Origin of the sequence: Streptomyces sp. NBC_01244, from assembly GCF_035987325.1 — a bacterium.
In the GTDB taxonomy this organism is placed as follows: Bacteria; Actinomycetota; Actinomycetes; order Streptomycetales; family Streptomycetaceae; genus Streptomyces.
Genome location: NZ_CP108488.1, coordinates 2,151,750 through 2,177,436, shown reverse-complemented (window position 1 = coordinate 2,177,436; position 25,687 = coordinate 2,151,750). Strand labels below are relative to the sequence as shown.

Below are 25,687 nucleotides of genomic sequence, written 5' to 3'. Positions count from 1 at the left end.
AGACTCGCAGCCGTGCACGACCTGCCTCCTCTCGCCCGCTTCGGCGGCCTTCTCGCGACCGATCTCCGAGATGTCACCAGTGATCCCGCCGCCCTGGACTCCACCGGCTTCTGGGCGGTGACGGCCGATTTCGAAGGCCGTCTCGTCTGCGCGCGCTTCGGAGACATACGCCCCGACCCGGTGCCGGCCCCCGTCCCAGGGGCCTGGCGCGGCCCCGACGCGGACGAGTGGACCTCCTCCCTCGACCGGGCCGCGTACACCGCGGGCGTACGCCGCATCCGCGAGCACATCGAGGCGGGCGAGGTCTACCAGGCCAACCTCTGCCGCGTGATGTCCGCGCCGCTTCCCGATCCGGCGGGTGCCGATGTGGACGCCCTCACGGCGCTGCTCGCGCGCGGCAACCCGGCCCCCTATGCAGGAACGATTCGGCTACCGGCGCACGGCGTCGAGATCGCCACCGCGTCCCCCGAGCTCTACCTGCGCCGCAGCGGCCGCCGCGTCGAGTCGGGCCCGATCAAGGGCACCGGCCGCACCGCCGCCGATCTGCTGCCCAAGGACCACGCCGAGAACGTGATGATCGTGGACCTCGTACGCAACGACCTCGGCCGCGTCTGCGCCACCGGCTCGGTGACCGTCCCCGAACTGTGCGCGCTCGAAGAACACCCGGGCCTCGTCCACCTCGTCTCCACCGTCGCCGGGGAACTCGCCGACGGCGCCGGCTGGCCCGAGCTGCTCGCCGCCACCTTCCCGCCCGGCTCCGTCACCGGAGCCCCCAAATCCTCGGCCCTGCGGATCATCGAGGCCCTGGAGACCGCCCCGCGCGGCCCCTACTGCGGGGGCATCGGCTGGGTCGACGCGGACCGGGGCACCGCCGAGCTCGCCGTCGGCATCCGGACCTTCTGGATCGACCGCACGGCCCCCGGCGGCCCCCGGCTGCTCTTCGGAACCGGCGCCGGGATCACCTGGGGCTCCGACCCCGACCGCGAGTGGGCGGAGACCGAACTGAAGGCCGCCCGGCTGCTGCGGGTAGCGTCGGGAGCGATCGAAGCGCACGCGACCGGCGCGGGCGGGGCGATCGGCGCGATCAGCGAGATCGGCGCCGTCGGCGCGATCGATGCACAGACGGACGAAAGCGGGAGGACCGTACGGTGAGGATCTGGCTCGACGGAGCACTGAGGGACGCCGACGAAGCGAAGGTGTCCGTGTTCGACCACGGCCTCACCGTCGGCGACGGGGTCTTCGAGACGCTCAAGGCGGAGGGCGGGACCACCTTCGCGCTCACCCGGCACCTCGAGCGGCTGACCCGCTCGGCCCGCGGCCTCGGCCTGCCGGACCCCGACCTGGACGAGGTGCGCCGCGCGTGCGCCGCCGTACTGGCGGCCAACCCGCTGCCGCTCGGCCGGCTGCGCGTCACCTACACCGGGGGCGTCTCGCCGCTCGGCTCCGACCGGGGCGAGGCCGGACCGACGCTGATCGTCGCCCTCGCGGGGGCCACCCGCCGTCCCGACACCACCGCCGTGGTCACCGTCCCCTGGGTGCGCAACGAACGCTCCGCCGTGGTGGGCCTGAAGACCACCTCGTACGCCGAGAACGTGGTGGCGCTCGCCGCCGCCCACCGGGCGGGCGCCTCCGAGGCCCTCTTCGCCAACACCGTCGGGCGGCTCTGCGAGGGCACCGGCTCCAACGTGTTCGTCGTCCTCGACGGGCAGCTGCACACCCCGCCCGTGGCCTCCGGCTGCCTCGCGGGCATCACCCGGGCCCTCGTCGCCGAATGGTGCGGGGCCAAGGAGACGGACCTGCCCTTCGAAGCCCTGGAACAGGCCGAGGAGGTCTTCCTGACCTCCTCCCTGCGCGACGTCCAGGCCGTCGTACGGATCGACGGGCGCGAGCTGGGCTCCGCCCCCGGCCCCGTCACGGCGGAGGCCATGCGGATCTTCGACGCCCGCTCCGCCGAGGACGCCGACCCCCGCTCCTGACCGGGACCGGACCTATTCGCTGTCCATCGGGCCGCAGGGCGGGTAGAACTCGATTGATGACCACCACCCTGCGGCCGAGCGGGCCGCTTCAGCAGAGCACCGGCGGGGCGCGTTCGCGCCCGTACGAGATCCGCGTCAACAGCAGGCGCGTCGGCGCCCTGCTGCTCGCCGCCGACACCCCCTTCGGGCCGACGGTCGCCGAGATCCGCGAGCTCGCCGTCGAGGAGCCCGACCGCCGGCGCGGCCGCGCCACGGTCGCCGCGCTCGCCGCCGAGGAGGTGCTGCGCGGCTGGGGCTGCCGGCGGGTCCGCGTCTCGGTCCCGGCCGGTTCGGCGGGCGGCCTGCGCCTGGCGGCCGCCCTCGGGTACGCGGAGTACAGCCGCAACATGGCCAAGGAACTCCCGGCCGAGCCGCCCGCGCTGTCCGAGGGGGTGGCCGGCCGCCCGATGACGGAGGCCGAGTTCGAGACCTGGCACGCGGCGGGACTGGAGGAGTACGCGCAGAACTGGATCAGCCGGGGCATGCCGGCCGCCGCCGCGCACGTGAAGTCGGCGAACGACCACGCGGCCATGCTGCCCCTGGGCCTGGCCACCCCCGACGTCAGCTTCTCCGTGCTGGAGGCGGCCGGCGTCCCCGTGGGCACCGTGTGGGTCGCGCCGAGCGGCGGGGCGTCCTACGTCTACGACGTCGCGGTCGCCGAGGAGCACCGCGGCCGCGGCTACGGCCGGGACCTGATGCTCCTCGCGGAACGCACCGCCCTCGCCGCCGGCCACCGGGTGCTCGCACTGCACGTCTTCAGCGACAACGTCCCGGCCGTGCGGCTCTACGAGTCCCTCGGCTACCGGACGACCGACGTCAACTACACCAAGGACCTGATCTAGGAACCTCAGGACCGGAGGAGACCTAGGCGTCCGCGGCGAGCAGTCGGTCGGCGATCTCCTCGATGCGCTCGCGCAGGCCGTCCTGGCTCTTGCCGCCGTCGAGGCGCTCGCCGTCGATCACGTACGTCGGGGTGCCGGTCACGCCGATCGCCTTGCCCTCGGCCTGGTCGGCGTCCACGATCAGGATGTGCCGGCCGTCGATCAGGGCGGTGTCGAACTCCTCGGCGTCCAGGCCCAGTTCACGCGCGACCTCGACGAGTACCGATTCGCCCGCCTTGCCGAGCTCCGCGGTACGAGCCAGTACGGCTTCCACGTACGGCCAGCCCTGGCCCTGCTCGGCGGCCTCCTCCGCGGCCTGGGCGGCGGCGAAGGCGTGCTTGTGCTTCTCCAGCGGGAAGTGGCGCAGCCGGATGTCCAGCCGGTCGCCGTAGCGGGCCCGCAGGGCGCGCACGTCGTCCAGAGCGCTGTGGCAGTCCGGGCACTGGAGTTCGCACCAGACGTCGAGGATCACGGAATCGGTCATACGGACAGTCTCCCAGCCCGCGGGGACGAGCACGGACCGGGACCTGGGGAGGAGACGGGACCCGGAGATGTCCCGGAGATCCGCCCGCGCGGGGCTCCGGCCGTGGCCAGGGCGAGGGTCACCGGTGCAGGATGGATGGGGACAGAACGCCCGGCTCGCCGGCCGGGTGCGACCGACCGATCCGCCCCTGGAGGCCCCGCATGCTCGCCGAGACCATTTGCTCCGCGGTGTCCGCGGCGGGCCTGGGCATCGCCGCGCTGACCGCCTACCGCAAGCGATTCCTCGCGGCCGCGCGGATCGCGGCGTACTCGCTGGTGCCCGTCGGCCTGGTGATGACGGGCGTCGTGGCCTGGGCGACCGGAATCGTCTTCAAGCCGACCGTCTGGGCCGGGTTCGCCGTGCTGGGGCTGGCCTGGCTGCTCTTCATCACCACCCGCGCGATAGAGCGGCGCGGACTGGGCGCGGGGGAGGGCGAGGGGAAGCAGAAGAGGCCGAAGGCCGCCAAGGGCCGCCCGGCCCCGGAGGCCGTCGCCCCGGCCGCTTCCGCGCCCTCGCTGGGTGACGGTGCCCGCCCGCGGCCGGCTCCGGCCGCCGCGCCCGCCGAGGACTTCTCCGACATCGAGGCGATCCTCAAGAAGCACGGCATATGATCCCGGCCGCTGTATGAACCGGGCTGCTGTATGAACCGGGCTGCTGTACGAACCGGGCCGCTGCATGGCCCCGGCCGCTCCGTGACCGTGGCCGCAGTGGTCCCGGTCGTCGGGGCGATCCGGTCCGGGAACCACCTGATCTGACGGGATCCGGTGAACTCGCGGGTTCCGTTTGGCGTGTTGAGCGGTGCGCGCGGGTTCGCTGGGCCATCATCGCCCCGACATGCTCGACACATCACCGGGTGAGCCGGCTGTTCCCGCGCCGGCCACCGTCCCCGTCGCCGAGGAGCCGAGAGGCTGCCTCTTCGCGCTCTCCCAGCCGCCCCTGATGATCTTCCTAGGTGTGATCGGCGGCTTGCTGCTCCTCGCCGCCGTGCACGATCTCTTCCTGCTCTGAGCCCGGCTCCGTGCCCAGCTCCGATTTGCGCCGGGCCCGGTACGCCGCCACGTGCAGCCGGTTCCCGCAGGTACGGCTGTCGCAGTAGCGCCGGGAGCGGTTGCGGGAGAGGTCGACGAAGGCCCGCCGGCAGTCCGGGGCCTCGCAGCGGCGCAGCCGCTCCTGCTCGCCCGAGACCACGATGAAGGCCAGCGCCATGCCGCCGTCGGCCGCCAGGTGGTCGCCCACCGAGGCGCCCGGGGCGAAGTAGTGCACGTGCCAGTCATAGCCGTCGTGGTTGGTCAGCTGCGGGGTGGTGCCGGCCGTCGCGACCAGCTCGTTGATCAGCACGGAGGCGATGCGGGAGTTCGGCGCCGCGAAGACCTGGGCGAATTTGCCGCGCACCGTGCGCACGCCGGCGAGGTCGCGGGCGCTGAGCTCGCCGACGTCGCTGATCGCGTACTCGTGGACGAAAGCGCGCAGCGCGTTCACGTCCGCCAGCGCGTCGGGCTGCTCCGTCTCGGCAGAGGTGTTCACCAGCGCGACGACGACGTCGAGCGCGCGACGGGTGTCGTGGGGGATCTGCACGGGGTCTCCCTGAAGGGCCGGGCCTGCGGTGACGGTCTGCTGCCGCCGCCGCTGGCCGACTCTAGCGGGTCGCCCCCCAAGCGCACCGGCGCCGTCCGCGCGGGTGGCTTCCGCGTGAACAGCGCCGGCACTTCCGTATGTGGTTGTCCGCCGTGCACCGTCGCCCCGAGTCGGACGGTGTCGTACGGCCCCCGGACTCAGCCGGGGGAGGGTTCCCTCTGTAGGCCTGGCTCAGGATTCGGCCAGGATGTGGGAGAGCTCCTTGTCGAGGTCGAAGTGCCGGTGTTCGGTTCCTGGTGGAACCGCGGCGTCCGTCCGCTTGAGGAACGACTCCAGTGCTCGGGCGGGTGCTTCGAGCAGCGCTTCTCCCTCCGGTGAGCTCAGGGCGATGCAGACGACCCCCTGACCGTGGCTGCGGGACGGCCAGACACGGACGTCGCCGGTACCGGTGGGCCGGTGAAGGCCCTCGGCGAGGAGGTCGCGGGCGAATACCCATTCGACCGTCTCCTCGGCGCCGGTGTGGAAGGTGGCGTGCACGGCGTAGGGATCGGCCGTGTCATACCGCAGGCCCGCGGGAACAGGCAGTGAGGACTCGCTCGACACAACGAGGCGCAGGTGCAGCTCGCAGCTGACCGTGGTGTTCATAAGCGCCAGGGCCTTTCGCTCAGTGTGCGCTCGGGGATTCGCACGTCGGCGAAATCGACATGCCACCTACGGTGCCGTTGTAAACCCCTCTGACCGTTTTGCGGACCTCTGGGTCCCTCGGACGGCGGATCCAAACGACCATTCACGTGTGCTGGGACCTCCGGTAGATTCGTCCCCATGAACACGGGGAGTGACCGCGAGACCAACGAGTCCGCCGCCGAATCCGCAGTCGAGTCCGCAGCCGAATCCACCACCGGGGCCGCGGCCGATTCCGCGGCGGGGCCCGCCACCGAGGAGGCGCCGCACGTCTCCAAGGCGCCGGCCTTCATCAAGGCCCGCCGGGGCCTGCATCTGAGCTGGCAGGTCGGCGTCTTCGTCGTCGGCCTCGCCGTCATCGGCGCGGGCATCGCCATGCTGGTCCTGCCCGGGCCGGGCTGGGTGGCGATCTTCGCGGGCCTCGCGATCTGGGCCACCGAATTCGCCTGGGCCCACCTCGCCTTGCGCTGGACCAAGCGCAAGGTCAGCGAAGCCGCCCAGAAGGCCCTGGACCCGAAGGTCCGCCGGCGCAACATCATCCTGACCAGCGTCGGGCTCGTGATCGCGGGCGTCCTGATCGGCTTCTACCTGTGGAAGTACGGGCTCGTGCTGCCCTGGAACCGCGAGGTGGAGTGAGCCCGCCCGACCATGGCGGAGAGCACCGCTGACATGCGGTAATGTTTGCGGTGCGTCCGGGCGATTAGCTCAGTGGGAGAGCACTTCGTTCACACCGAAGGGGTCACTGGTTCGAACCCAGTATCGCCCACCCGGACCAGCGGCCCGGAGACTTTCACAGTCTCCGGGCCGCTGGCGTTTTCACCCGTCCGGCCCCGGCTCCGGCCCCGCCGGGCTACCTCAGCCGGCCGATGGCCTCCCGCAGCCGGCGGGCGTCGCGCAGCCGCTTCTCGTAGGTGGCCCCCACCACCAGCAGCAGCACCCCCGCCAGGGCCGGCGGCAGCCAGCGCGGCAGCGCGTCCACCACCTGGACGACGTACGGGGTCAGCTCGTGCAGGGCCACCGCCGCCAGCGTCGCCCCGCCCAGCAGCAGCGGGGCCCGGAGCCGGCCGCGGGCACCGGCCAGGGTCACCCCGAGCGCGGCCGTCCCCAGCAGCAGCGGCCGCAGCCAGTGCGGATCGCCCCACACCGCGAGGGTGCTCGGCAGCAGGGTCGCCGCCAGACCCGGTCCGTACGCCGCCCAGGACCCGGCCAGCGGATCACGGCGCCGCCGCAGGAACCCCACGGCCAGCGCCGCCGCCGTCACCGGCAGGGTGTACGCCTCGGGCACCGTCACCTCCGAAGCCGCGAGCCGTACCCAGGTCGCCGCGAGGAGCAGCGCCCCGGCCGGCCAGCCCGCCGCCGACCGGCGCTCGGGCCGTACCGCCGCCGCCGCGCACACCACCCCGGCCAGCGCCAGGACCAGCGCGAGCACCGGAGCGTCCCCGGTGGCCAGGGCCACCGCGAGGAGGCCCGCCGCGGCCGCCGCGGCTTCCGCCGGGACCCGTACGGGGCCCAGCCGCGGCCCGAGCGCCGCCACCGCGGCCGGGACCACCAGCAGCGGCGGGGCCCACCAGGCCACCGGCCGCTCCAGCAGTGCGCCCAGCGCCACCACGAGCAGCGCCGCGTACCCGACGGCGAGCGCCGCCGCCCCCGCGCGGGCCCACGCCGGAGCGGCCCGGTACGCCGCCCCCGCGGCGCAGGCGGCCCCCAGCAGGCCGAGCACCCCGAAGGTGGCCAGTCGGCCGTCCAGGGCCGCCACGGACACGTTCCCGGCCCCCGCCAGCGCACACACCCCAGCGGCGATCCCCGCCGGTCCGCGACCGGCGCCCGTGGACCCGGCGCCCGTGGACCCGGCGCCCGCGGGGCTGCCGTCGCCGGCGACCGCCACCTCCGTGGACCGCAGCGCGAGCGCTCCCGCCGCCAGCGTCACCGCGAGCTGGGCCGCGAAGACCGCGCCCGGAGCCGGGTCCAGCACGACGGGCGCCGTGAACAGCGCCGCCCAGCCCAGGGCCACCGCGGCGACCCCCGGTTCCCGGCGCCCCGGGAGCACCCGGACCAGCCACCACGCGGCCCCGGCCGTCAGCAGCAGCGCCACCAGCGGAGCGAGCCCGGGGCCGTTCCCGGCCGCCGTGGCGGGAGTCGTCACCGACCAGACCTCTTCCAACGCCCGCAGCCGGCCCATCAGCACCCTCGCCACCCAGGCCAAGGCGGTGACCGCCTCCAGGACGGCCACCCCCGCACCGGCCAGGGCGAGGCCGCGCCGGACCGGCTCCGGGAGCGCGGAGACCCGTAGCGCCCCCAGCAGGGGGAGGGCCACCACCAGGTATCCGACCGCACCCCAGGGCGGGCGCAGCTCCGGCGCCGCCAGACCTCCCAGGGCGGCCACCGCCGCGAGGGCGCCCGTCACGGCGAACGCCACCGGCATCCGGGCGCTGCGCCAGGCCACCACCACCGCCAGTGCGGCGACCGCCGCCAGCAGCGCCGACGGGCCCAGGGCCCCGCCCGCCGACTCCGCCGCCACCGAATCCGCCAGACCCGTCAGCAGCGCCGCCCCGCCCGCCACCGAGCCCGCCGCCCCCGCCCAGGAGGACCAGCGCCCCGGCCGGAGCAGCGCGAGCCCCGCGTCCAGGGCCCCCGTCGCCAGCAGGGCCCAGCCCAGCTCCGGTCCCGTCGCCCCGCCGGCCAGCGCCGCCAGCGGCAGCGGGAGCTGGGCCGTCAGCAGCGCCGCGGGCAAGGGGGCCCGCAGCGCCCGCGCGGCCGGCACCCAGCCGTACGCGGCCCAGCCCGCGGCCAGTACCGCGGTCGCGCCCGCCGCGTAGGCCGTGCCGTCCACCTCCGGCATGCCGACGGCGTACAGCGCGTACGCGTCCAGCACCGTCAGCAGCAGGCCGACGGCGGCCACCGCCTCGGCGGTCGAGCGCAGCCCCCGGCGCAGCAGCGCCACCGGGGCGCCCAGCGCCGCCGCGGTCACCACGGCGAGCACCGCGCTGCGCCCGGTGATTCCGAGGGATCCCCAGCTGACCAGCGTGAACGCCAGCGCAGCGACCGCGAGCAGCACCGCGCCCAGGACCAGCAGCACGTTCTGCGCACTGGGGGCCGAGGCCTCCGTGGCCTGCGCGGACGCCTTCGGCCGGGCGGGCGCACCCCACGCGTGGGGTGCCTGAGCGGCCAGCAGCCACGCGCGGCGACTCAGCAGGAAGTGGCGCCGGGCGTCGAGTTGGATCAGTTCGCGGTCGATGAGCACGAGCTCCTCGGCCGGCGGCAGGGGGTTGTCCATGGTTCGGAGTGTGGTGCCCGTCACCCCGTCAGGACATGGGTGCGCGTACTCATCTCCGGATGAGTTCCGGCTGAGTACCCGGTGTGCGCCCCCGCCCCGCGCAAGACTGGGGACATGGACCGAAGCAGCCGCGGCGGCAGGCCCGGCCGCGGCCGCGTTGCCCCCGCCAACCCCGGTGGCCGGTGGACCCGTTACCGCTTCCGCAGCGTGTGGGACCTCGACGCGGCGCCCGCCCGGGTCTACGCCGCCCTGGAACGCCCCGAGTCCTACCCCCTGTGGTGGCCCCAGATCCGCTCCGTCGCCCCCGCCGGAGACGGGAGCAGCGGCACCGCCTTCATCCGCTCCGCCCTCCTGTACACCCTGCGCGTGAGCGCGGCCGAACTCCTGCGGGACCCCGTGCGCGGGATCCTGGAGGTCGCCCTGCTCGGCGACCTGGAGGGCTGGGCGCGCTGGACCGTACGACCGCGGTCCGGCGGGACGCGGGCCCTGTACGAGCAGGAGGTCGAGGTGCGCCGCCCCCTGATGCGCGTGCTCGCGTTCCCCGGGCGGCCGGTGTTCCGGCTCAACCACGCCCTGATGATGCGGGCCGGTCGGCGTGGGCTCGCCGCACATCTCGCGGCCCGGCCGGAAGCGGTTTGAACCAGCCCCGAGCCTTCTGTATTGTTCACACCGTTCCCGGGCGATTAGCTCAGCGGGAGAGCACTTCGTTCACACCGAAGGGGTCACTGGTTCGATCCCAGTATCGCCCACCGGGACAGGCCGGTCCGTCTTATGACGGACCGGCCTTCCGCATGTACGGGGCCTTCCGTGCGGGCCCCTTCCGTACCGGCCCTTCCGTGCGGGCCCCTTCCGTGCGGGCCCCTCACGCCGCCGCGGGCAGCTCCGGCCGCAGCGGCCAGTGCGGATCCACCGACTCCGGTGTGCCCTGCCGCGCGAACCACGCCTGCAGTCCCCGCGCCTGAGCCGCGTGCCACACCTGCTGGAGCGTGTGCAGCTCCGCAGGCGACAACCGCTCCAGCCGGCCCGCGAACCGGCGCCCCACGGCCCGTACGAGCTCCAGCGACGCCAGCGCGTCCGCGCCCGCGTCATGGGCCCCCTCCAGCTCTATCCCGTAGTGCGCGCACAGATCCGTCAGCGTCCGGCGCCCCTTGCGGTAGCGGTCCAGATGCTTGTCCAGCACCCGCGGATCCAGCACCGTCAGCGGCCTGTTGTCCAGGTACCGGGCCAGTGAGGACGCCCGGTGCCGGCGCAACTCCCGGTCCAGCAGCGTCAGGTCGAACGGCGCGTTCATCACCACCACCGGCCTCCCCGCCACCTGCTGCTCCCCGAGCGCGCGGGCTATCTCCTCCACCACCGGCGCGGGCCACCGCCCGTTGCGCTGGAGGTGATCGTCGGTCAGACCGTGCACTTCCGTGGCCCCCGGAGGTACCGGGATGCCGGGATTGACCAGCCAGCGCGTCGAGCGGATCCGGCCGCCCGCGCACTCCTGCACGATGAGCGCGGCGGACACGATCCGGTCCCGTTCCACGTCCACCCCGGTCGTCTCCGTGTCGAATGCGGCCAGCGGGCCCTCGTACCAGCGTGTCATGGCGAACTCCTCGTCACCCGTCGGCAGATGGCCCCACCGGGCACCGCGCCCCAGGTCCGCCACCCTTGCCCGAAACGGTGATACCCGGGCTCTTTGCCCCGTACGCCGTTTGCGGCACGCCGACTGCGGAGACAACTCAACTGGGGGACCGCACACATGACCGGTCGTCAACCCCGACACCCTGAAACGGACCTGAATCGGACCGGACGCGGCCTGACACGGCCGCTTGAAACGGGACAGCCCGGAAGGCATGGGGAGCCGGCCATGGCGCTCGCGCAGCCCGAACCGGGCGGGGTGCTCGCGGGACGGATCGCTCCGCGGACCGACCCGCGGAGCGGACCGCTGCGCGGCACGCTCGCCACCACCGCCTGCATGGAGACCCTCCAGGTGGGATACCTGCACGCCGTCGTCGCCGCGGCCGGCTGCTCGCTGTCCCAGCCCTTTCCCGACAACGGCATCGACTGGCACGTCAGTCACGGCGCCCCCGAGCACGTCGTCGACGACGAGGTGACCATCAAGGTCCAGCTCAAGGCGACCTACCAGATACCGGCCGGACCGGCCGGGCCCACCTTCGGCTTCACCCTCGACAACGAGCACCTGGTGAAGCTGGCCCGCACCCCGGTCGCCGTGCACAAGATCCTCGTCGTGATGCTCGTCCCGCGGGAACGCGACCAATGGCTGAGCGCCGGACACGACCGGCTCGACCTGCGGCACTGCTGCTACTGGACCAATCTCGCCGGACACCCCGTGACCGGCCGGCGCCGGACCACCGTACGGATCCCGACCACGCGGATCTTCGACGACCGGGCGCTCTGCGAGATCATGACCCGGGTCGGGTCGGGAGGGACACCTTGATGAACTGGCAGTCACCGCACCTGGAGCCGCTCTCCCCACAGGAGTTCGCCGCGGGCGCCCCCGATCCCGCGGAGATCGATCCGCTCGTGCTCGGCGCACTGCTGCACCGGCACGGCTGGCTGCGCCGCGGCGGCGCCGCCGGACGGTACGGGCGCTGGACGCCGCCAGCCCCGTACGCCACGGGCAGCGGCGGCACCAGCCTCCTCGTCCCCGAGAGCCGGGCCTTCCCCGACTGCGCCGACCTGCTCGAAGAGGCGCTCAGCGCGCTCTCGCGCAGCGCGCTGCCGTCGGCGCGCGAGGTGTTGTACGGGCTCAGCGTGCCGAGCGACGAGATCCGCTGGGACCGCGAGATCCCGCGAGGGGCGTACGGACTCCAGGGCGAGGCTGACTGGACGATCCAGGAACAGCTCCGCTCGGCCGCCCGCCAGCTGCTCCTCGCCGGGGCCCTGGCCGACCGGGCGCGGGCCGGATACTACGGAGCCCGGCACCGGGGCCGGGCGGAGCGGTCGCTGGACGGGGTCCTGGTCGGGCCGGCTCCGGGCGGGCGGCGGCTGACCGCGTACGTCCCCGTCGACGGGGGCCGGGGCACCGTGACCCGGCTTCACCACGCGCTGCACGCCGCCCGAGAGGCCGTGGACTACCGGCGGGCCACCGGCGGCATGGAAGCCTTCGACGCGGCGGTCGAGGCCGGGGTCAGCCGGGAGCTCGCCGAGGCGCTCATCTCGCTGGTCCGCGGCTCGGAGGGGGCCCGGGTGGCCCTCGCGTGGGCCCCTGCGGCGGGGGTCCCGGCGGGGTGCGCGGCCCGGCCGGAGCCGGTGGAGTTCTCGCCCGGCGACCTCCCGGTGCTCCGGGAGGCGGCCGCGCGCTACACGCGGGACGAGCCGGCGGTCCCGGTCCGGGTGGCGGGCGCGGTGGTCAGGATGCGCCGCTCGGCCCCGGGCGGCGGGGGCACGGTCCGGCTGCGGGTCCTCGCCGGGGCGGAGATCCCGTACGTCCGGGTGGTGCTCGACGAGGAGTCGTACCGGGTGGCGGGCCACGCGCACCTGGTCGGCCTGCCGATCCGGGTCAGCGGCCGCCTGCAGCGCCGGGGCGGGTTCCGCCGCCTGACGGACGCGGCGGACGTCCGCCCGGTCCCCCTGGACGAGGTCGAGCGGGACCGGCTGATGAAGTCCCTGGACGAGTCCCTCGACGCCGGGGACGTGCTGCCGTCGGACGACTAGACGTGCAGCTCGGAGGGAAAGCCCGTCCAGCGCAGCTCGGGGGGCAGGTGCCGCATGTCGTTGGAGACGAGGACGCAGGCGGGCCGGCCGGGCGCGTAGCGGATGACCGTGAGGGCGGCGTTGGCGTGGTTGAGGCCGAGCCAGCGCCACCGCGGCGCGTCCATGGCCTCCCGGACGAGCCAGGCGACCAGGAAGTTGTGGGTCACGACCAGCTCGTGCCGGTCCTCCTCACCGTCCACCGGCCCGGTGAACAGGTCCAGCGCCCGCCTGGCCAGCACCGGTCCCCGCGCCCGCTCCTCCTCGGTGACATCCGCGAGGAAGCGGAGGAAGAGGTCCGCGGAATCCGCCGGAAGCTCCTGCCGCGCCGGCAGGTGGGGAACGTAGTCACCGGCAACGTCCGAGACGTGCAGGGGGACGTTCTCCAGCTGCTCGCCGATCAGACGCGCGGTCTGCCGCGCCCGGGGCAGCGGGCCGTGGTGAACGGCCGCGAGAGGGACGTCGCGCAGGCGCCGGCCGAGCAGTACGGCTTGCCGACGGCCGTCTTCCGTCAGCCCGCCCTCCTCCGACACCGCCTCTCCGTGCCGCACGAGATAGAGGTAACGGGTAGCCGTGCCGGTCATCACACACTCCTCCGAGCCCACTGACGATCTTGTGCATCCAGGGACGCCGCCACCTCCGGCGGCGGTTCCCACCGGCCCGGGCGGTAACCGTTTAGCGGCGCGGCCCATCCGCTCGGTACGATTCAGACGCGCAGTGATCCGCTCGCGCACCCCCTGAGTCAGGAGCAGACCGGTGTCAGACGTCCGTGTGATCATCCAACGCGATTCCGAGCGGGACGAGCGCGTGGTGGCCACGGGCACTACGGCGGCAGAGCTCTTCGCCGGCGAGCGCACCATCGTCGCCGCGCGCATCGCGGGTGAGCTGAAGGACCTCGCGTACGAGGTGCGGGACGGCGAGACCGTCGAACCCGTGGAGATCTCCTCCCCGGACGGCCTGGACATCCTGCGCCACTCCACCGCGCACGTCATGGCGCAGGCCGTGCAGGAGCTGTTCCCCGAGGCCAAGCTGGGCATCGGCCCGCCGGTCCGGGACGGCTTCTACTACGACTTCGACGTCGCGAGGCCCTTCACCCCCGATGACCTCAAGGCCATCGAGAAGAAGATGCAGGAGATCCAGAAGCGCGGTCAGCGCTTCGCCCGCCGCGTCGTCACCGATGAGGCGGCGCGCGAGGAGCTGGCGAACGAGCCGTACAAGCTGGAACTCATCGGCATCAAGGGCTCGGCCTCGACCGACGACGGCGCGAACGTCGAGGTGGGCGGCGGCGAGCTGACCATCTACGACAACTTCGACGCCAAGACCGGCGACCTGTGCTGGAAGGACCTCTGCCGAGGCCCCCACCTGCCCACCACCCGCAACATCCCGGCCTTCAAGCTGATGCGCAACGCCGCCGCCTACTGGCGCGGCAGCGAGAAGAACCCGATGCTCCAGCGCATCTACGGCACCGCGTGGCCGTCGAAGGAGGAGCTGAAGGCCCACCTCGACTTCCTCGTGGAGGCCGAGAAGCGCGATCACCGCAAGCTCGGCACCGAGCTCGACCTGTTCTCCGTACAGGACGAGATCGGCTCCGGCCTGGCCGTCTTCCACCCGCGCGGCGGCGTCATCCGCCGCACCATGGAGGACTACTCGCGCAAGCGGCACGAGGAAGAGGGCTACGAGTTCGTCTACACCCCGCACGCCACCAAGGGCACCCTCTTCGAGAAGAGCGGCCACCTGGACTGGTACGCGGAGGGCATGTACCCCCCCATGCAGCTCGACGGTGGTACCGACTACTACCTCAAGCCCATGAACTGCCCGATGCACAACCTGATCTTCGACGCGCGCGGTCGCTCCTACCGCGAACTGCCGCTGCGCCTCTTCGAGTTCGGCACCGTGTACCGGTACGAGAAGTCCGGTGTCGTGCACGGCCTGACCCGCTCGCGCGGTTTCACCCAGGACGACGCGCACATCTACTGCACCAAGGAGCAGATGGCGGAGGAGCTCGACCGCACGCTGACCTTCGTGCTGAACCTGCTCCGTGACTACGGTCTGACCGACTTCTACCTGGAGCTGTCGACCAAGGACCCGGAGAAGTTCGTCGGCTCGGACGAGATCTGGGAGGAGGCCACCGCCACCCTCCAGCAGGTCGCCGAGAAGCAGGGCCTGCCCCTGGTCCCGGACCCGGGCGGCGCCGCGTTCTACGGCCCGAAGATCTCGGTCCAGTGCCGTGACGCGATCGGCCGCACCTGGCAGATGTCGACCGTGCAGCTCGACTTCAACCTGCCGGAGCGCTTCAACCTGGAGTACACCGGCCCGGACGGCACCAAGCAGCGCCCGGTCATGATCCACCGTGCGCTGTTCGGTTCCATCGAGCGGTTCTTCGCCGTCCTGCTGGAGCACTACGCGGGCGTCATGCCGCCGTGGCTCGCCCCGGTCCAGGCGGTCGGCATCCCGATCGGCGACTCGCACATCGAGTACCTGCAGGAGTTCGCCGCCGAGGCGAAGAAGAAGGGCCTGCGCGTCGAGGTGGACGCCTCGTCCGACCGGATGCAGAAGAAGATCCGCAACCAGCAGAAGCTGAAGGTCCCCTTCATGATCATCGTCGGTGACGAGGACATGGCCGCGGGTACCGTCTCCTTCCGTTACCGCGACGGTTCGCAGGAGAACGGCGTCCCGCGCGACCAGGCCCTGGCGAAGCTCGTCGACGTCGTGGAGCGCCGCGTCCAGGTGTGATCGTGCTCACCGCACACGTGGGGCCGGCCCCCGGGAAGTCTCCTTGAGTTCTAGTGGTCGTCGCAACACCCCAGCTCAGGGGATGCGATGGATTTCAAGATCCGGGAGAACCGGGGACCAGGGGGCGGTGGCCGTCTGACGCGTGAGCGGGAGGCATACTCCCGGCTCATGCAGCAGGGCTACAGCAACAGAGAAGCCTGCCGGATCGTCGGTATCAACCTGCGGACCGGCAAGAGATGGCGCAACGGTTGGCACTCGCCGCCGTCTGGGAAGCCGAAGCCTCCGATCACCGTGGAGGCTTCGGCTTCTGGCGTATCCAGGTACCTCCGCGAAGAGGACCGCATCCACATAGCCGACCGACTGCGCGAGAAGGCGTCGATCCGCACCATCGCCGCCGAGCTGGGCCGCAGCCCCTCCACCATCAGCAGGGAGATCCGCCGCAACGGCATTCCCTCACGCGGCGACTCGTCCTGCTGGGCCTACCGGCCCCACGCAGCCCACCGCCGCGCCGAGCAACGGCGCCCCCGCCCCAAGCCCGGCAAGATCCGCCGGAGCGCCGAACTACGCCAGTTCATCCAGGCCCACCTCACACTCCGATGGAGTCCGGAACAGATCTGCCAGGCTCTGCAGGCACGGTTCCCCGCCCGGCCGGAGATGCACGTGGCCCACGAGACGATCTACCAGGCTCTCTACGTCCAGGGCCGCGGAGAGCTCCGCCGCGAACTCACCCGCGCCCTGCGGACGGGCCGGTCCCGCCGCCGGCCACACCGCCAGTCCTACAAGCGCAAGCCGCGCGCCATACCGAACATGGTGATGATCAGCGACCGGCCTGCCGAGGCCGCCGACAGGGCCGTCCCCGGCCACTGGGAAGGCGATCTCATCATCGGAAAGGACGGCAAGTCCGCGATCGGCACCCTCGTCGAACGCACCACCCGCTACGTGATGCTCGCCCACCTGCCCTTCGACCACACGGCGGCCAGCACCCGGGACGCGCTCGTGGAGACGGTGAAGACTCTCCCGCCCCACCTGCGGCGATCCCTGACCTGGGACCAGGGCGTGGAGATGGCCGCCCACCAGGCATTCACCGTCGCCACGAACATCCCGGTCTACTTCTGCAACCCGGCCAGTCCCTGGCAGCGCGGCTCCAACGAGAACACGAACGGCCTGCTGCGGCAGTACTTCCCCAAGGGCACCGACCTGTCCCGGCACACGCCCCAGGACCTGGCCACCGTCGCCGCCGAACTCAACGGGCGCCCACGCAAAACGCTCGGCTGGGAAACCCCAGCCGAGCGCCTGTCTAAACTGCTCGCGGCCTGATCAACCGACCACGTGTTGCAACGACCCCTCGAATTCACCCTCACTTCCCGGGGGCTTCCTCGTCCTCACGCCGGAAGGCCTGCAGCATCCAGGACGAGAACGAACCCGTCACCGCGCCCAGCAGTGCCAGCCCGCCGACCATCATGAACGCCGCGATGATCCGGCCCCCCGGGGTCACCGGGGCCATGTCCCCGTAGCCCACCGTCGTCAGCGTCTCGCACACCCACCACACCGCGTCCCCGAGCGTGAGGATCGAGGCTCCCGGGGCCTGGCGCTCGAAGTGGTGGACGCCGAGGGCGCCCGCGAAGCCGAGCAGCCCTGCCGACAGGCCCGCGTACGACATCACGCGCGCGTACAGGTTCCGGCGCGGGCGGTTGTAGCGGGCCTGGATCGCGTCGTGGACCTTGACCATGCGCAGCGGCCGCAGCAGCGGCAGCAGCACGATCAGGGTGTCCAGCCAGTGCACGCGGACGAAGCGCAGCGGCCGCATGCGGCTCAGGAGCAGCCGGGCCAGGTAGTCCACGACGAAGCAGGCCCAGGTCGCTGCGACCAGGCCGAGGCCGATGTCCCGCCACAGCGGGTGGGCCCGGTAGGCCACGACGGAGAGCGTGTAGCCGGCGAGGAAGAGCAGGGAAGCGTAGAACAGCGGCAGCTCGGTCCGGCGTTCCCAGGCCTGGTCACCGGTCTCGGGTGCATCGTTCATGGGCTCAGCATCGCGTCCCGCACACCGGTGTTCGCCCCGGCGACACGCCGCTCGGGGCCAAGGTCATATGCTGCATCCCATGACGATTGAGCCGGAGCAGCAGATCGGTGTGGGCACGCAGGACGCGTTCCAGCGTCTGTGGACGCCCCACCGGATGGCCTACATCCAGGGGGAGAACAAGCCGACCGGGCCGGAGGCCGGGGACGGCTGTCCCTTCTGCGGGATTCCGGAGATGTCGGACCAGGACGGACTGGTCGTGGCCCGGGGCAAGCACGTCTACGCCGTGCTGAACCTCTACCCGTACAACGGCGGCCACCTGATGGTCGTGCCGTACCGGCACGTCGCCGACTACACGGACCTGGACTCTGCCGAGACCCTCGAGCTCGCCGACCTCACGAAGCGGGCGATGGTCGCGCTGCGCAAGGCCTCCGGTGCGCACGGGTTCAACATCGGCATGAACCAGGGCCAGGCCGCCGGCGCCGGCATCGCCGCGCACCTGCACCAGCACATCGTGCCCCGCTGGGGCGGGGACACGAACTTCATGCCGGTCGTCGGTCACACCAAGGTGCTGCCCCAACTCCTCGCGGACACCCGCCAGATGCTCGCCGGCGCCTGGCCCAACGACTAGGGTGCCGTGCGGATGCCCGTACGGATGCCCGTACGGATGCCCGTACGGGCTCACGCGTCGTAGACGTCCGCCTTGCGCGGTGCGGCGTCCTGGACCATGCCGCTGACGATCATCGAGCGGTTGGTGAAGCGCTCGGTGTCGACGCCGTTCTCCTCCAGGACCCGCATCGCGGCGGTGTGCACCGCCCGCAGGACCGGGGTCGCGGCGCGCATCGCGTCGTCCGCCATGAAGCGGTGGCGCCACGGCTGGCCGGCCCAGACGTGGCGGACGCCGAAGGGCTCGGGGAGGACGAGCTTGCCGCCCAGGAAGTCCAGGAGCGGCGGGTACCAGGTGAAGGGGGCGCGCACGGCGAGGCGTACGACCTCGCTCGTGTCGACCACGGGTCGCTTGAGCTCCACGGTTTCCCAGAAGCGCACGGATTTGGCGACCTCGTCCACCGGGGCCGCCGATTTGGTGGTGAACAGGCCGTGCACCGGGCCGAGGGCGTGTCCGGTGACCTCCACGCGCAGGGTCTTGTAGAGCACGGTGACCGTGACCAGCATGGTGATCACGAGCTGGCCGTCCCAGAGCGGGTACTGGATGCCGAGGTAGTGCCGGTTGCCGGCGCTGAACTGCTGCTCGTTGCAGATCCGGGTGATCTCGTGCGGCTTGACCAGGAAGGTGTCCACGTCCGCTCCGCCGGGGCGGGCCACTTCCTTGGCGCCCTCGCCGACCGGGCTGACGATCCAGTGCTGGATCGAGGCGGGCGGGAGGCCGCCGGTGTGCAGGGGGCCGCGCTCCAGCTTGCGCAACTGGGCGTCGATCGCGCGTATGACGTCCCAGCTGCGGAACGGGTGGATCTCGGAGCCCTCGTTCTTGGGGGCGAGCTCCTCGGCCATCTGCCAGCTGCCCCAGCGGGTGCCCATGCCGAGTATGCCCTTGGGGCCGGCGTAGAAGACGGCGTTGCTGCGGTCCTCGGCGGTGAGCTTGGCCAGGGAGTGGCGCAGGTCCTCGCGGGCCTTCTCGTCGGGGTTGCCGGGGACGGCCTCCGGGATCTTGGCGGCCACCCCGCCGCCGCCCGCGAGCAGCCCGTCCCAGCGGGAGCGCAGGTCCTCGGCGGTGGCCTCGCAGAGCCGGCGGGCGAGGAACCAGCCGAGGACCGGGGCGATGACCATGGCGCGGACGTAGATGCCCAGGACGCCGGTCACCGGGAGCCGGAACATGAGCACGGCGACCGCCAGGCCCACGCCGACGAGGAGCGCGGTGCCCATCCACGAGGCCCGCTTGGCCTCGGAGGCCGCCAGGGCCTTGCGGGCCCAGAACAGGCCGAGCCACAGCAGCAGGCCGGGGAGGAAGACGACCCCGCAGACGAGCATGATCAGGCGGAGCTTGCGGTCGCGCTCCTTGCGGATGCGGGAGGCGGCCAGGCAGTGCTCGACGACGGTCTGCGGGTCGGCGCCGAAGGACTGGATGAGGGGCTTGCGGGTCGGCGGGATGGTGCGGGCCTCGACGGCACGGCAGAAGGCCTCGCCGAGATTGGGGGCCAGCAGGGACACCTTGGGGGGTTTGACGACGGACTCGTGGTACTCGTTGTTGGCCTTGAGTATCTCTTCCAGTTTGGTGTCGCGTCCGCCGTCCCGGTAGGCGGCCGAGGCGAGGGCGTTCGTCGCGGCGGTCTGGCCGCCGCCGCCCTGGAGCGGGATCTGTGCCCCGGGCCTGAAGTCGAATCCGTCGTCCGCCACCGCTGCCCCCATCGCTGTGCGTCGTACTCGTGTGCGGGCCTGCCCGCGATGCCGCCCGCCCCGGGTGGTGTTCCCGGTGCGGCGTTCCCGCCCTGCGTGCTCGGCCTATCCGCTTGGTCTACCCGTTCGGCCTGCCCGCCTCACGCGCGGACGAGCCTATCGGCCGATTCCTCCCCGTGGTCATGGGACAGCCAAATACCGCCCACCGCAAGCGGGTTGGGTGGGCGGCTCGGGTGATGCTATGTCAGCTGGCTTCCCTTCTCGGCCTGTTCGCGCAGCTTGTCCGCTATCTGTGGAGGCATCGGCTCGTGGCGCGCGTACGTACGGCTGAACAGCCCGGTGCCGTGCGATACGGAGCGCAGCTCGACGGCGTACCGGCCGATCTCGATCTCCGGGATCTCGGCGAGGACCCGGGTGCGGCCGGCGCCGGCCGCGTCGGTGCCGACGACGCGGCCCCGGCGGCCGGCGAGGTCGCTCATGACGGGGCCGACGTACTCGTCGGGAACGAGCACCGCGAGTTCGGCGACCGGTTCCAGGAGCCGGACCGCGGCCCCGGCGGCGGCTTCGCGCAGGGCCAGGGCGCCCGCGGTCTGGAAGGCGGCGTCGGAGGAGTCCACCGAGTGGGCCTTGCCGTCGAGCAGGGTGACGCGTACGTCGACCAGCGGATAGCCCGCCGCGAGCCCCCGGGCAGCCTGCGCGCGGACGCCCTTCTCCACGGACGGGATGAACTGTCGCGGCACGGATCCGCCGACCACCTTGTCGACGAACTCGATGCCGCTGCCCGGCGGCAGCGGCTCGACCTCGATCTCGCAGATGGCGAACTGGCCGTGCCCCCCGGACTGTTTGACGTGCCGTCCGCGGCCGCCGGCCTTGGCGCCGAAGGTCTCGCGGAGGCTGACCTTGTGCGGGACCGGGTCGACCTGGACCCCGTACCGGGCGCGTAGCCGTTCGAGGGCGAGGTCCTGATGGGCTTCGCCGAGGCACCACAGGACGAGCTGGCGGGTGTGCGGGTTCTGTTCGAGCCGCATGGTCGGGTCCTCGGCGACCAGCCGGGCCAGGCCCTGGGAGAGCTTGTCCTCGTCGGCCTTGCTGTGGGCCTCGATGGCGAGGGGGAGCAGCGGGTCGGGCATGGACCAGGCCTCCATCAGGAGGGGCTGGTCCTTGGCGGAGAGGGTGTCGCCGGTCTCGGCGCGGGTGAGTTTGGCCACGCAGGCCAGATCGCCCGCGATGCAGTGGGTGAGGGTGCGCTGCTGTTTGCCGAAGGGGGAGGTGAGCGCGCCGATGCGCTCGTCCACGTCGTGGTCCTCGTGCCCGCGGTCGGTGAGCCCGTGCCCGCTCACGTGGACCGTTTCGTCGGGGCGCAGGGTGCCGGAGAAGACGCGGACGAGCGAGACGCGGCCGACGTAGGGGTCGGAGGAGGTCTTCACCACCTCGGCGACCAGCGGCCCGTCGGGATCGCAGGTGACCGCGGGGCGGGCCGCGCCGCCGGGGGTGGTGACGCTGACGGGCGCGCGCTCCAGCGGGGTGGGGAAGCCGCCGGTGATCAGTTCCAGGAGTTCTACGGTTCCCAGGCCCTTGCGGGCTCCGTCGGCGGCGGGGGCGGCCATCAGGACGGGGTGGAAGGTGCCGCGGGCCACGGCGCGCTCCAGGTCGTCGACCAGGGTCTTGAGGTCGATGTCCTCGCCGCCGAGGTAGCGGTCCATGAGGGTCTCGTCCTCGCTCTCGGCGATGATCCCCTCGATCAGCCGGGCACGGGCGTCGGTGATCAGGGCGAGCTCGCCGGGGTCCGGGTCGCGTTCGACGCGGTCGCCGGAGGTGTAGTCGTAGACGCGCTGGGAGAGCAGCCCGAGCAGCCCGGCCACCGGGGCGTGGCCGTCGGGGCCGGCGGGGCCGTGCAGGGGCAGGTAGAGCGGGCGCACGGCATCGGGGTCGTCCGCTCCGAAGGCGTCGCCGCACACCGTGGTCATCTGCGTGTAGTCGGCGCGGGCGGCTTCCAGGTGGGTCACGACGATGGCGCGCGGCATGCCGACGGCGGCGCATTCGTCCCAGACCATCCGGGTGGCTCCGGAGAGACCGTCGCCGTCCTCGGCGGCCGAGACCACGAAGAGGGCCGCGTCGGCGGCGCGCAGGCCGGCCCGGAGCTCTCCGACGAAGTCGGCGTAACCGGGGGTGTCCAAGATGTTGATCTTGATTCCGGCCCACTCCACGGGGACCAGGGAGAGCTGGATGGAGCGCTGTCGGCGGTGCTCGATCTCGTCGTAGTCGGAGAGGGTGGCGCCGTCCTCGACGCGCCCGGCCCGGTTCACGGCGCCGGCGGTCAGGGCCAGGGCCTCGACCAGAGTGGTCTTGCCGGATCCGCTGTGGCCGACCAGCACGACGTTCCGTACGGAGGCCGGGCGGTCGGCCGTCGGCGCCCTGCCGGCGGCTCCGGATTGGTGTGATGCGGCTCCCACGATGCTCGTGCCTCCCGTTTGGAGGGGATGGAGGGGAAAAGACCTCCTTCGAGCTTTGCACTGCCGTCACACCCCGTCCATACGTCGTACCGGGGGCGCCGGGGGAGATGCCGGGGAAGGTGTCCGGAAACATGCCCGGAAACATGCCGCGCCGGGCGTGTGGAACGTGGCGAACGGCCCGAGAACGGCCCGTGTCGTGTGAACCGGTGGGTGCGCGGCGCCGATGGCCCGGGGCCCTGGCTACGATGGGCCAGCCGGTGGCCGTGGTGGCCGTGCGGCCCAGCGACCCTCCGGGAAGGCCATGCTGAACAAGTACGCGCGTGCATTCTTCACGCGTGTTCTCACGCCATTCGCCGCTCTTCTGCTCCGGATGGGAGTGAGTCCCGACGCGGTCACCCTCATCGGCACGGCCGGAGTGGTGGCCGGAGCCCTGGTCTTCTTCCCCATGGGCCAGTTCTTCTGGGGCACGATCACCATCACGCTCTTCGTCTTCTCCGACCTGGTGGACGGGAACATGGCCCGCCAGGCCGGCGTCTCCAGCCGGTGGGGCGCGTTCCTCGACTCCACCCTCGACCGGGTGGCGGACGCGGCGATCTTCGGCGGACTCGCGCTCTGGTACGCGGGTTCCGGGAACAACAACGCGCTCTGCGCGGTCGCCATCTTCTGCCTGGCCAGCGGCCAAGTGGTCTCGTACACCAAGGCCCGCGGCGAGTCGATCGGACTGCCGGTGGCCGTCAACGGGCTCATCGAGCGCGCCGAACGCCTGGTGATCACGCTGGTCGCGGCCGGTCTGTCCGGTCTGGAGACCTTCGGTGTCCCCTCGTGGATCGGTCTGCTGCTGCCGATCGCGCTGTGGGTGGTCGCGGCGGGCTCGCTCGTGACCCTGATCCAGCGCGTGGTGACCGTACGGCGCGAATCGGCCGAGGCCGATGCCGCCGCTGCCGCGGGTGCTCCCTCCGAAGGCGGTACGCCCTGATGGGCAAGGCACAGGACAAGCTGGTCGACGGGCTCTACGGGCTCGGCTGGGCCGGGGTCAAGAAACTGCCCGAGCCGGCCGCGGCGGCCCTCGGCCGGCGGATCGCGGACTTCGTCTGGAAGCGGCGCGGCAAGAGCGTGCTGCGCCTGGAGTCGAACCTGGCCCGGGTGGTGCCCGACGCGACGCCCGAGCGGCTGCGCGAGCTGTCGCACGAGGGCATGCGCTCCTACATGCGGTACTGGATGGAGTCCTTCCGCCTGCCGACCATGGCCAAGGAACGATTCAGCTCCGACGTGGAGATGAAGGACGACCACATCCTGCGCGAGGCCCTGGCCTCCGGGCGCGGAGTGGTGGTCGCCCTCCCGCACCTGGCCAACTGGGACCTCGCCGGCGCCTGGGCCGTCACCCACATCGGAGTCCCCTTCACCACCGTCGCCGAGCGGCTCAAGCCGGAGACGCTCTACGACCGCTTCGTCGCCTACCGCGAGAGCCTGGGCATGGAGGTGCTCCCGCACAACGGCGGCGCCGCCTTCGGCACGCTCGCGCGGCGGCTGCGCTCCGGCGGGCTGGTCTGCCTGGTCGCGGACCGGGACCTGTCGGCCTCCGGGGTGGAAGTCGACTTCTTCGGCTCGACCGCACGGATGCCCGCCGGGCCCGCCCTGCTGGCCCAGCAGACGGGCGCCGTCCTCCTCCCGGCCACCCTGTACTACGGGGACGCGCCGAAGATGTACGGCCGGATCCACCCCCCGGTGGAGGTGCCCGGGAAGGGCACCCGGCAGGAGAAGACGGCCGTCATGACGCAGGCGGTCGCCGACGCCTTCGCGCAGGGCATCGCCGAACACCCGCAGGACTGGCACATGCTCCAGCGGCTGTGGCTGGAGGACCTGGAGGACCTGCGACAGACCACCGACACCGCAGGCCCGCCCGAGGAGCGATCCGCGTGAAGATCGGCATCGTCTGCCCGTACTCCTGGGACGTGCCCGGCGGGGTCCAGTTCCACATCCGGGACCTGGCGGAACACCTGATCGGCCTCGGTCACGAAGTGTCGGTCCTGGCCCCGTCGGACGACGAGACCGGGCTGCCCCCCTACGTGGTGTCGGCGGGGCGGGCGGTGCCGGTGCCGTACAACGGATCGGTGGCCCGGCTCAACTTCGGCTTCCTGTCGGCGGCCCGCGTACGGCGCTGGCTGCACGACGGGGTCTTCGACGTGGTCCACATCCACGAGCCGACCGCCCCCTCGCTGGGGCTGCTGACCTGCTGGGCGGCACAGGGCCCGATCGTGGCCACCTTCCACACCTCCAACCCGCGCTCCCGGGCGATGCTCGCGGCGTACCCGATCCTGCAGCCGGCGCTGGAGAAGATCAGCGCCCGGATCGCGGTGAGCGAGTACGCGCGGCGCACGCTGGTCGAGCACCTCGGCGGGGACGCGGTGGTCATCCCCAACGGCGTGGACGTGGACTTCTTCGCCAAGGCCGACCCGAACCCGGCCTGGTCGGGCCAGACCCTCGGCTTCATCGGCCGGATCGACGAACCGCGCAAGGGCCTGCCGGTCCTCATGGCCGCCTTCCCCCGCATCGTGGAACAGTGCCCGGACGTACGCCTCCTGGTGGCGGGCCGCGGCGACGAGGAGGAGGCGGTCGCCTCCCTGCCGCCCGAGCTCCGCTCCCGGGTCGAGTTCCTCGGCATGGTCTCGGACGAGGACAAGGCGCGGCTGCTGCGCAGCGTCGACGTGTACGTGGCCCCGAACACGGGCGGCGAGAGCTTCGGCATCATCCTCGTCGAGGCCCTCTCGGCCGGGGCGGCCGTCCTCGCGGCCGACCTCGACGCCTTCGCGCAGGTCCTGGACCAGGGGGCGGCGGGGGAGCTGTTCTCGAACGAGGACCCCGACTCCCTGGCCGCTTCGGCCGTGGCCCTCCTGCGCGACCCCGCCCGCCGCGCGGAACTGAGCAGCCGGGGCTCGGCCCACGTACGCCGCTTCGACTGGTCGACGGTGGCGGCGGACATCCTGGCCGTCTACGAGACGGTGACCGACGGCGCGGCGGCGGTGGCCGAGGACGAGCGGATCCCGCTGCGCACCCGCCTGGGCCTCTCTCGCGACACGTAACCCCTCCGGCCCCTGGCCGGGCCCCGTCCGGCTCCGGCCCCCGGGCTCCGGTCCGGGTGGGGCCGCGGCGGCCCGCCCCCGCGGGACCCCGGCCGCGGGTGTGCCGCTGCGCGGTGCGGAGTCCCCTACCCACCCTTCGCCCGTTCCCCGGGGCTGCGCCCCGGACCCCCGCTCCTCAAACGCCGGAGGGGCTGGATTTGGGCCGGCGTCGGTTCTGAGCGGCTGGCCGGGGTTGGATTGCCCGCAGGGCAATTCCAGCCCCGCCGGCGTTTGAGGCGCGGGTCCGGGCGGAGCCCGGGGAACGGTGGAAGGGCGGGTAGGGGACTTCGCCCCGCAGGGCAGCCCACCCGCACCGGCCCAACGGCCCGGCAACTGGCGGCCGTGGCCGCACCCCGCCCGACCAC

At 72.6% G+C, this 25,687-nt stretch carries 23 protein-coding genes and 2 tRNA genes; 16 read left to right on the top strand and 9 right to left on the bottom strand.

The window, feature by feature from the left end; all coding sequences use genetic code 11:
- Positions 1 to 12: 12 nt before the first annotated feature.
- From OG247_RS09520 to OG247_RS09510, 3 genes are read left to right on the top strand one after another with little or no spacing between them, the layout of a single operon-like run.
- Positions 13 to 1,152 carry a chorismate-binding protein gene (locus tag OG247_RS09520; protein ID WP_327251827.1) on the top strand — a complete coding sequence of 380 codons (1,140 nt, stop codon included), beginning with the start codon at positions 13 to 15 and terminating at the stop codon, positions 1,150 to 1,152.
- Positions 1,149 to 1,976 (top strand): aminotransferase class IV, encoded by an 828-nt coding sequence (locus tag OG247_RS09515; protein ID WP_327251826.1) that lies wholly within the window; start codon positions 1,149 to 1,151, stop codon positions 1,974 to 1,976. Before OG247_RS09520 ends, OG247_RS09515 begins: the two co-directional genes overlap by 4 nt.
- 56 nt (positions 1,977 to 2,032) lie before the next feature.
- A complete protein-coding gene (locus OG247_RS09510; RefSeq protein WP_327251825.1) occupies positions 2,033 to 2,857 on the top strand; it encodes a GNAT family N-acetyltransferase in 825 nt (274 codons plus the stop codon).
- Between the two features lie 22 nt (positions 2,858 to 2,879).
- On the opposite strand, the gene OG247_RS09505 is transcribed toward OG247_RS09510, so the two are convergent.
- Positions 2,880 to 3,380, bottom strand: a complete 501-nt coding sequence (locus OG247_RS09505; protein ID WP_327251824.1) for a DsbA family protein — start codon at positions 3,378 to 3,380, stop codon at positions 2,880 to 2,882.
- A 200-nt stretch (positions 3,381 to 3,580) separates the two neighbouring features.
- Here OG247_RS09505 and OG247_RS09500 point away from each other — a divergent pair, with 200 nt between their 5' ends.
- Positions 3,581 to 4,030 carry a hypothetical protein gene (locus OG247_RS09500; RefSeq protein WP_327251823.1) on the top strand — a complete coding sequence of 150 codons (450 nt, stop codon included), beginning with the start codon at positions 3,581 to 3,583 and terminating at the stop codon, positions 4,028 to 4,030.
- A gap of 337 nt (positions 4,031 to 4,367) precedes the next feature.
- On the opposite strand, the gene OG247_RS09495 is transcribed toward OG247_RS09500, so the two are convergent.
- Together OG247_RS09495 and OG247_RS09490 are read right to left on the bottom strand one after the other, a co-directional pair.
- Complete coding sequence (locus OG247_RS09495; protein ID WP_327251822.1) at positions 4,368 to 4,994, bottom strand: CGNR zinc finger domain-containing protein; 627 nt, start codon at positions 4,992 to 4,994, stop codon at positions 4,368 to 4,370.
- A 231-nt stretch (positions 4,995 to 5,225) separates the two neighbouring features.
- Positions 5,226 to 5,639: an SsgA family sporulation/cell division regulator gene (locus OG247_RS09490; RefSeq protein ID WP_030011909.1), complete on the bottom strand. Its 414-nt coding sequence runs from the start codon at positions 5,637 to 5,639 to the stop codon at positions 5,226 to 5,228.
- 177 nt (positions 5,640 to 5,816) lie between these two features.
- Here OG247_RS09490 and OG247_RS09485 point away from each other — a divergent pair, with 177 nt between their 5' ends.
- Together OG247_RS09485 and OG247_RS09480 are read left to right on the top strand one after the other, a co-directional pair.
- Positions 5,817 to 6,311 carry a TIGR02611 family protein gene (locus tag OG247_RS09485; protein ID WP_327251821.1) on the top strand — a complete coding sequence of 165 codons (495 nt, stop codon included), beginning with the start codon at positions 5,817 to 5,819 and terminating at the stop codon, positions 6,309 to 6,311.
- Positions 6,312 to 6,369: 58 nt separating this feature from the next.
- Positions 6,370 to 6,441: transfer RNA gene (locus OG247_RS09480), tRNA-Val, on the top strand.
- Positions 6,442 to 6,525: 84 nt separating this feature from the next.
- Here OG247_RS09480 and OG247_RS09475 read toward each other — a convergent pair.
- Positions 6,526 to 8,949, bottom strand: coding sequence for an SCO7613 C-terminal domain-containing membrane protein (locus OG247_RS09475; RefSeq protein WP_327251820.1), 2,424 nt, complete (start codon positions 8,947 to 8,949; stop codon positions 6,526 to 6,528).
- A gap of 114 nt (positions 8,950 to 9,063) precedes the next feature.
- Between OG247_RS09475 and OG247_RS09470 the strand changes: the two genes are divergently transcribed.
- Both OG247_RS09470 and OG247_RS09465 read left to right on the top strand, forming a co-directional pair.
- Entirely contained in the window at positions 9,064 to 9,588 is a 525-nt protein-coding gene (locus OG247_RS09470; protein WP_327251819.1) for an SRPBCC family protein, read from the top strand.
- 38 nt (positions 9,589 to 9,626) lie between these two features.
- A tRNA-Val gene (locus tag OG247_RS09465) sits at positions 9,627 to 9,698 on the top strand.
- A 113-nt stretch (positions 9,699 to 9,811) separates the two neighbouring features.
- Here the strand turns inward: OG247_RS09465 and OG247_RS09460 are convergent.
- A complete protein-coding gene (locus OG247_RS09460; RefSeq protein WP_243334222.1) occupies positions 9,812 to 10,537 on the bottom strand; it encodes a 3'-5' exonuclease in 726 nt (241 codons plus the stop codon).
- Between the two features lie 264 nt (positions 10,538 to 10,801).
- On the opposite strand from OG247_RS09460, the gene OG247_RS09455 reads away from it, so the two are divergent.
- A complete protein-coding gene (locus OG247_RS09455) occupies positions 10,802 to 11,392 on the top strand; it encodes a DUF4365 domain-containing protein (RefSeq protein ID WP_327251818.1) in 591 nt (196 codons plus the stop codon).
- Positions 11,392 to 12,612, top strand: a complete 1,221-nt coding sequence (locus OG247_RS09450; RefSeq protein WP_327251817.1) for a hypothetical protein — start codon at positions 11,392 to 11,394, stop codon at positions 12,610 to 12,612. Before OG247_RS09455 ends, OG247_RS09450 begins: the two co-directional genes overlap by 1 nt.
- Here the strand turns inward: OG247_RS09450 and OG247_RS09445 are convergent.
- Complete coding sequence (locus OG247_RS09445; protein ID WP_327251816.1) at positions 12,609 to 13,232, bottom strand: histidine phosphatase family protein; 624 nt, start codon at positions 13,230 to 13,232, stop codon at positions 12,609 to 12,611. The two genes, OG247_RS09450 and OG247_RS09445, sit on opposite strands and share 4 nt — an antisense overlap.
- A gap of 172 nt (positions 13,233 to 13,404) precedes the next feature.
- Between OG247_RS09445 and thrS the strand changes: the two genes are divergently transcribed.
- Together thrS and OG247_RS09435 are read left to right on the top strand one after the other, a co-directional pair.
- Positions 13,405 to 15,381 carry a threonine--tRNA ligase gene (gene thrS, locus OG247_RS09440; RefSeq protein WP_327251815.1) on the top strand — a complete coding sequence of 659 codons (1,977 nt, stop codon included), beginning with the start codon at positions 13,405 to 13,407 and terminating at the stop codon, positions 15,379 to 15,381.
- A gap of 87 nt (positions 15,382 to 15,468) precedes the next feature.
- Positions 15,469 to 16,698, top strand: a complete 1,230-nt coding sequence (locus OG247_RS09435) for an IS30 family transposase (protein ID WP_442813242.1) — start codon at positions 15,469 to 15,471, stop codon at positions 16,696 to 16,698.
- A gap of 40 nt (positions 16,699 to 16,738) precedes the next feature.
- On the opposite strand, the gene OG247_RS09430 is transcribed toward OG247_RS09435, so the two are convergent.
- Complete coding sequence (locus OG247_RS09430) at positions 16,739 to 17,401, bottom strand: potassium channel family protein (RefSeq protein WP_327251813.1); 663 nt, start codon at positions 17,399 to 17,401, stop codon at positions 16,739 to 16,741.
- A 67-nt stretch (positions 17,402 to 17,468) separates the two neighbouring features.
- Between OG247_RS09430 and OG247_RS09425 the strand changes: the two genes are divergently transcribed.
- The gene (locus tag OG247_RS09425) at positions 17,469 to 18,029 is read left to right on the top strand and encodes an HIT family protein (protein WP_327251812.1); all 561 of its coding nucleotides are present in this window, start codon (positions 17,469 to 17,471) and stop codon (positions 18,027 to 18,029) included.
- Between the two features lie 50 nt (positions 18,030 to 18,079).
- Here OG247_RS09425 and OG247_RS09420 read toward each other — a convergent pair whose 3' ends face one another.
- Together OG247_RS09420 and OG247_RS09415 are read right to left on the bottom strand one after the other, a co-directional pair.
- Positions 18,080 to 19,750, bottom strand: coding sequence for a hypothetical protein (locus OG247_RS09420; protein WP_327251811.1), 1,671 nt, complete (start codon positions 19,748 to 19,750; stop codon positions 18,080 to 18,082).
- A 239-nt stretch (positions 19,751 to 19,989) separates the two neighbouring features.
- Positions 19,990 to 22,203: an elongation factor G-like protein EF-G2 gene (locus OG247_RS09415; protein WP_327251810.1), complete on the bottom strand. Its 2,214-nt coding sequence runs from the start codon at positions 22,201 to 22,203 to the stop codon at positions 19,990 to 19,992.
- Positions 22,204 to 22,504: 301 nt separating this feature from the next.
- On the opposite strand from OG247_RS09415, the gene pgsA reads away from it, so the two are divergent.
- The 3 genes from pgsA to OG247_RS09400 are packed head-to-tail and all read left to right on the top strand — an operon-like array spanning position 22,505 to position 25,283.
- Positions 22,505 to 23,179, top strand: coding sequence for a phosphatidylinositol phosphate synthase (gene pgsA / locus OG247_RS09410; protein WP_327251809.1), 675 nt, complete (start codon positions 22,505 to 22,507; stop codon positions 23,177 to 23,179).
- Complete coding sequence (locus OG247_RS09405; protein ID WP_327251808.1) at positions 23,179 to 24,123, top strand: phosphatidylinositol mannoside acyltransferase; 945 nt, start codon at positions 23,179 to 23,181, stop codon at positions 24,121 to 24,123. Before pgsA ends, OG247_RS09405 begins: the two co-directional genes overlap by 1 nt.
- Positions 24,120 to 25,283 carry a glycosyltransferase family 4 protein gene (locus tag OG247_RS09400; protein WP_327251807.1) on the top strand — a complete coding sequence of 388 codons (1,164 nt, stop codon included), beginning with the start codon at positions 24,120 to 24,122 and terminating at the stop codon, positions 25,281 to 25,283. The genes OG247_RS09405 and OG247_RS09400 overlap by 4 nt, the downstream gene beginning before the upstream one ends.
- Positions 25,284 to 25,687 lie beyond the last annotated feature (404 nt).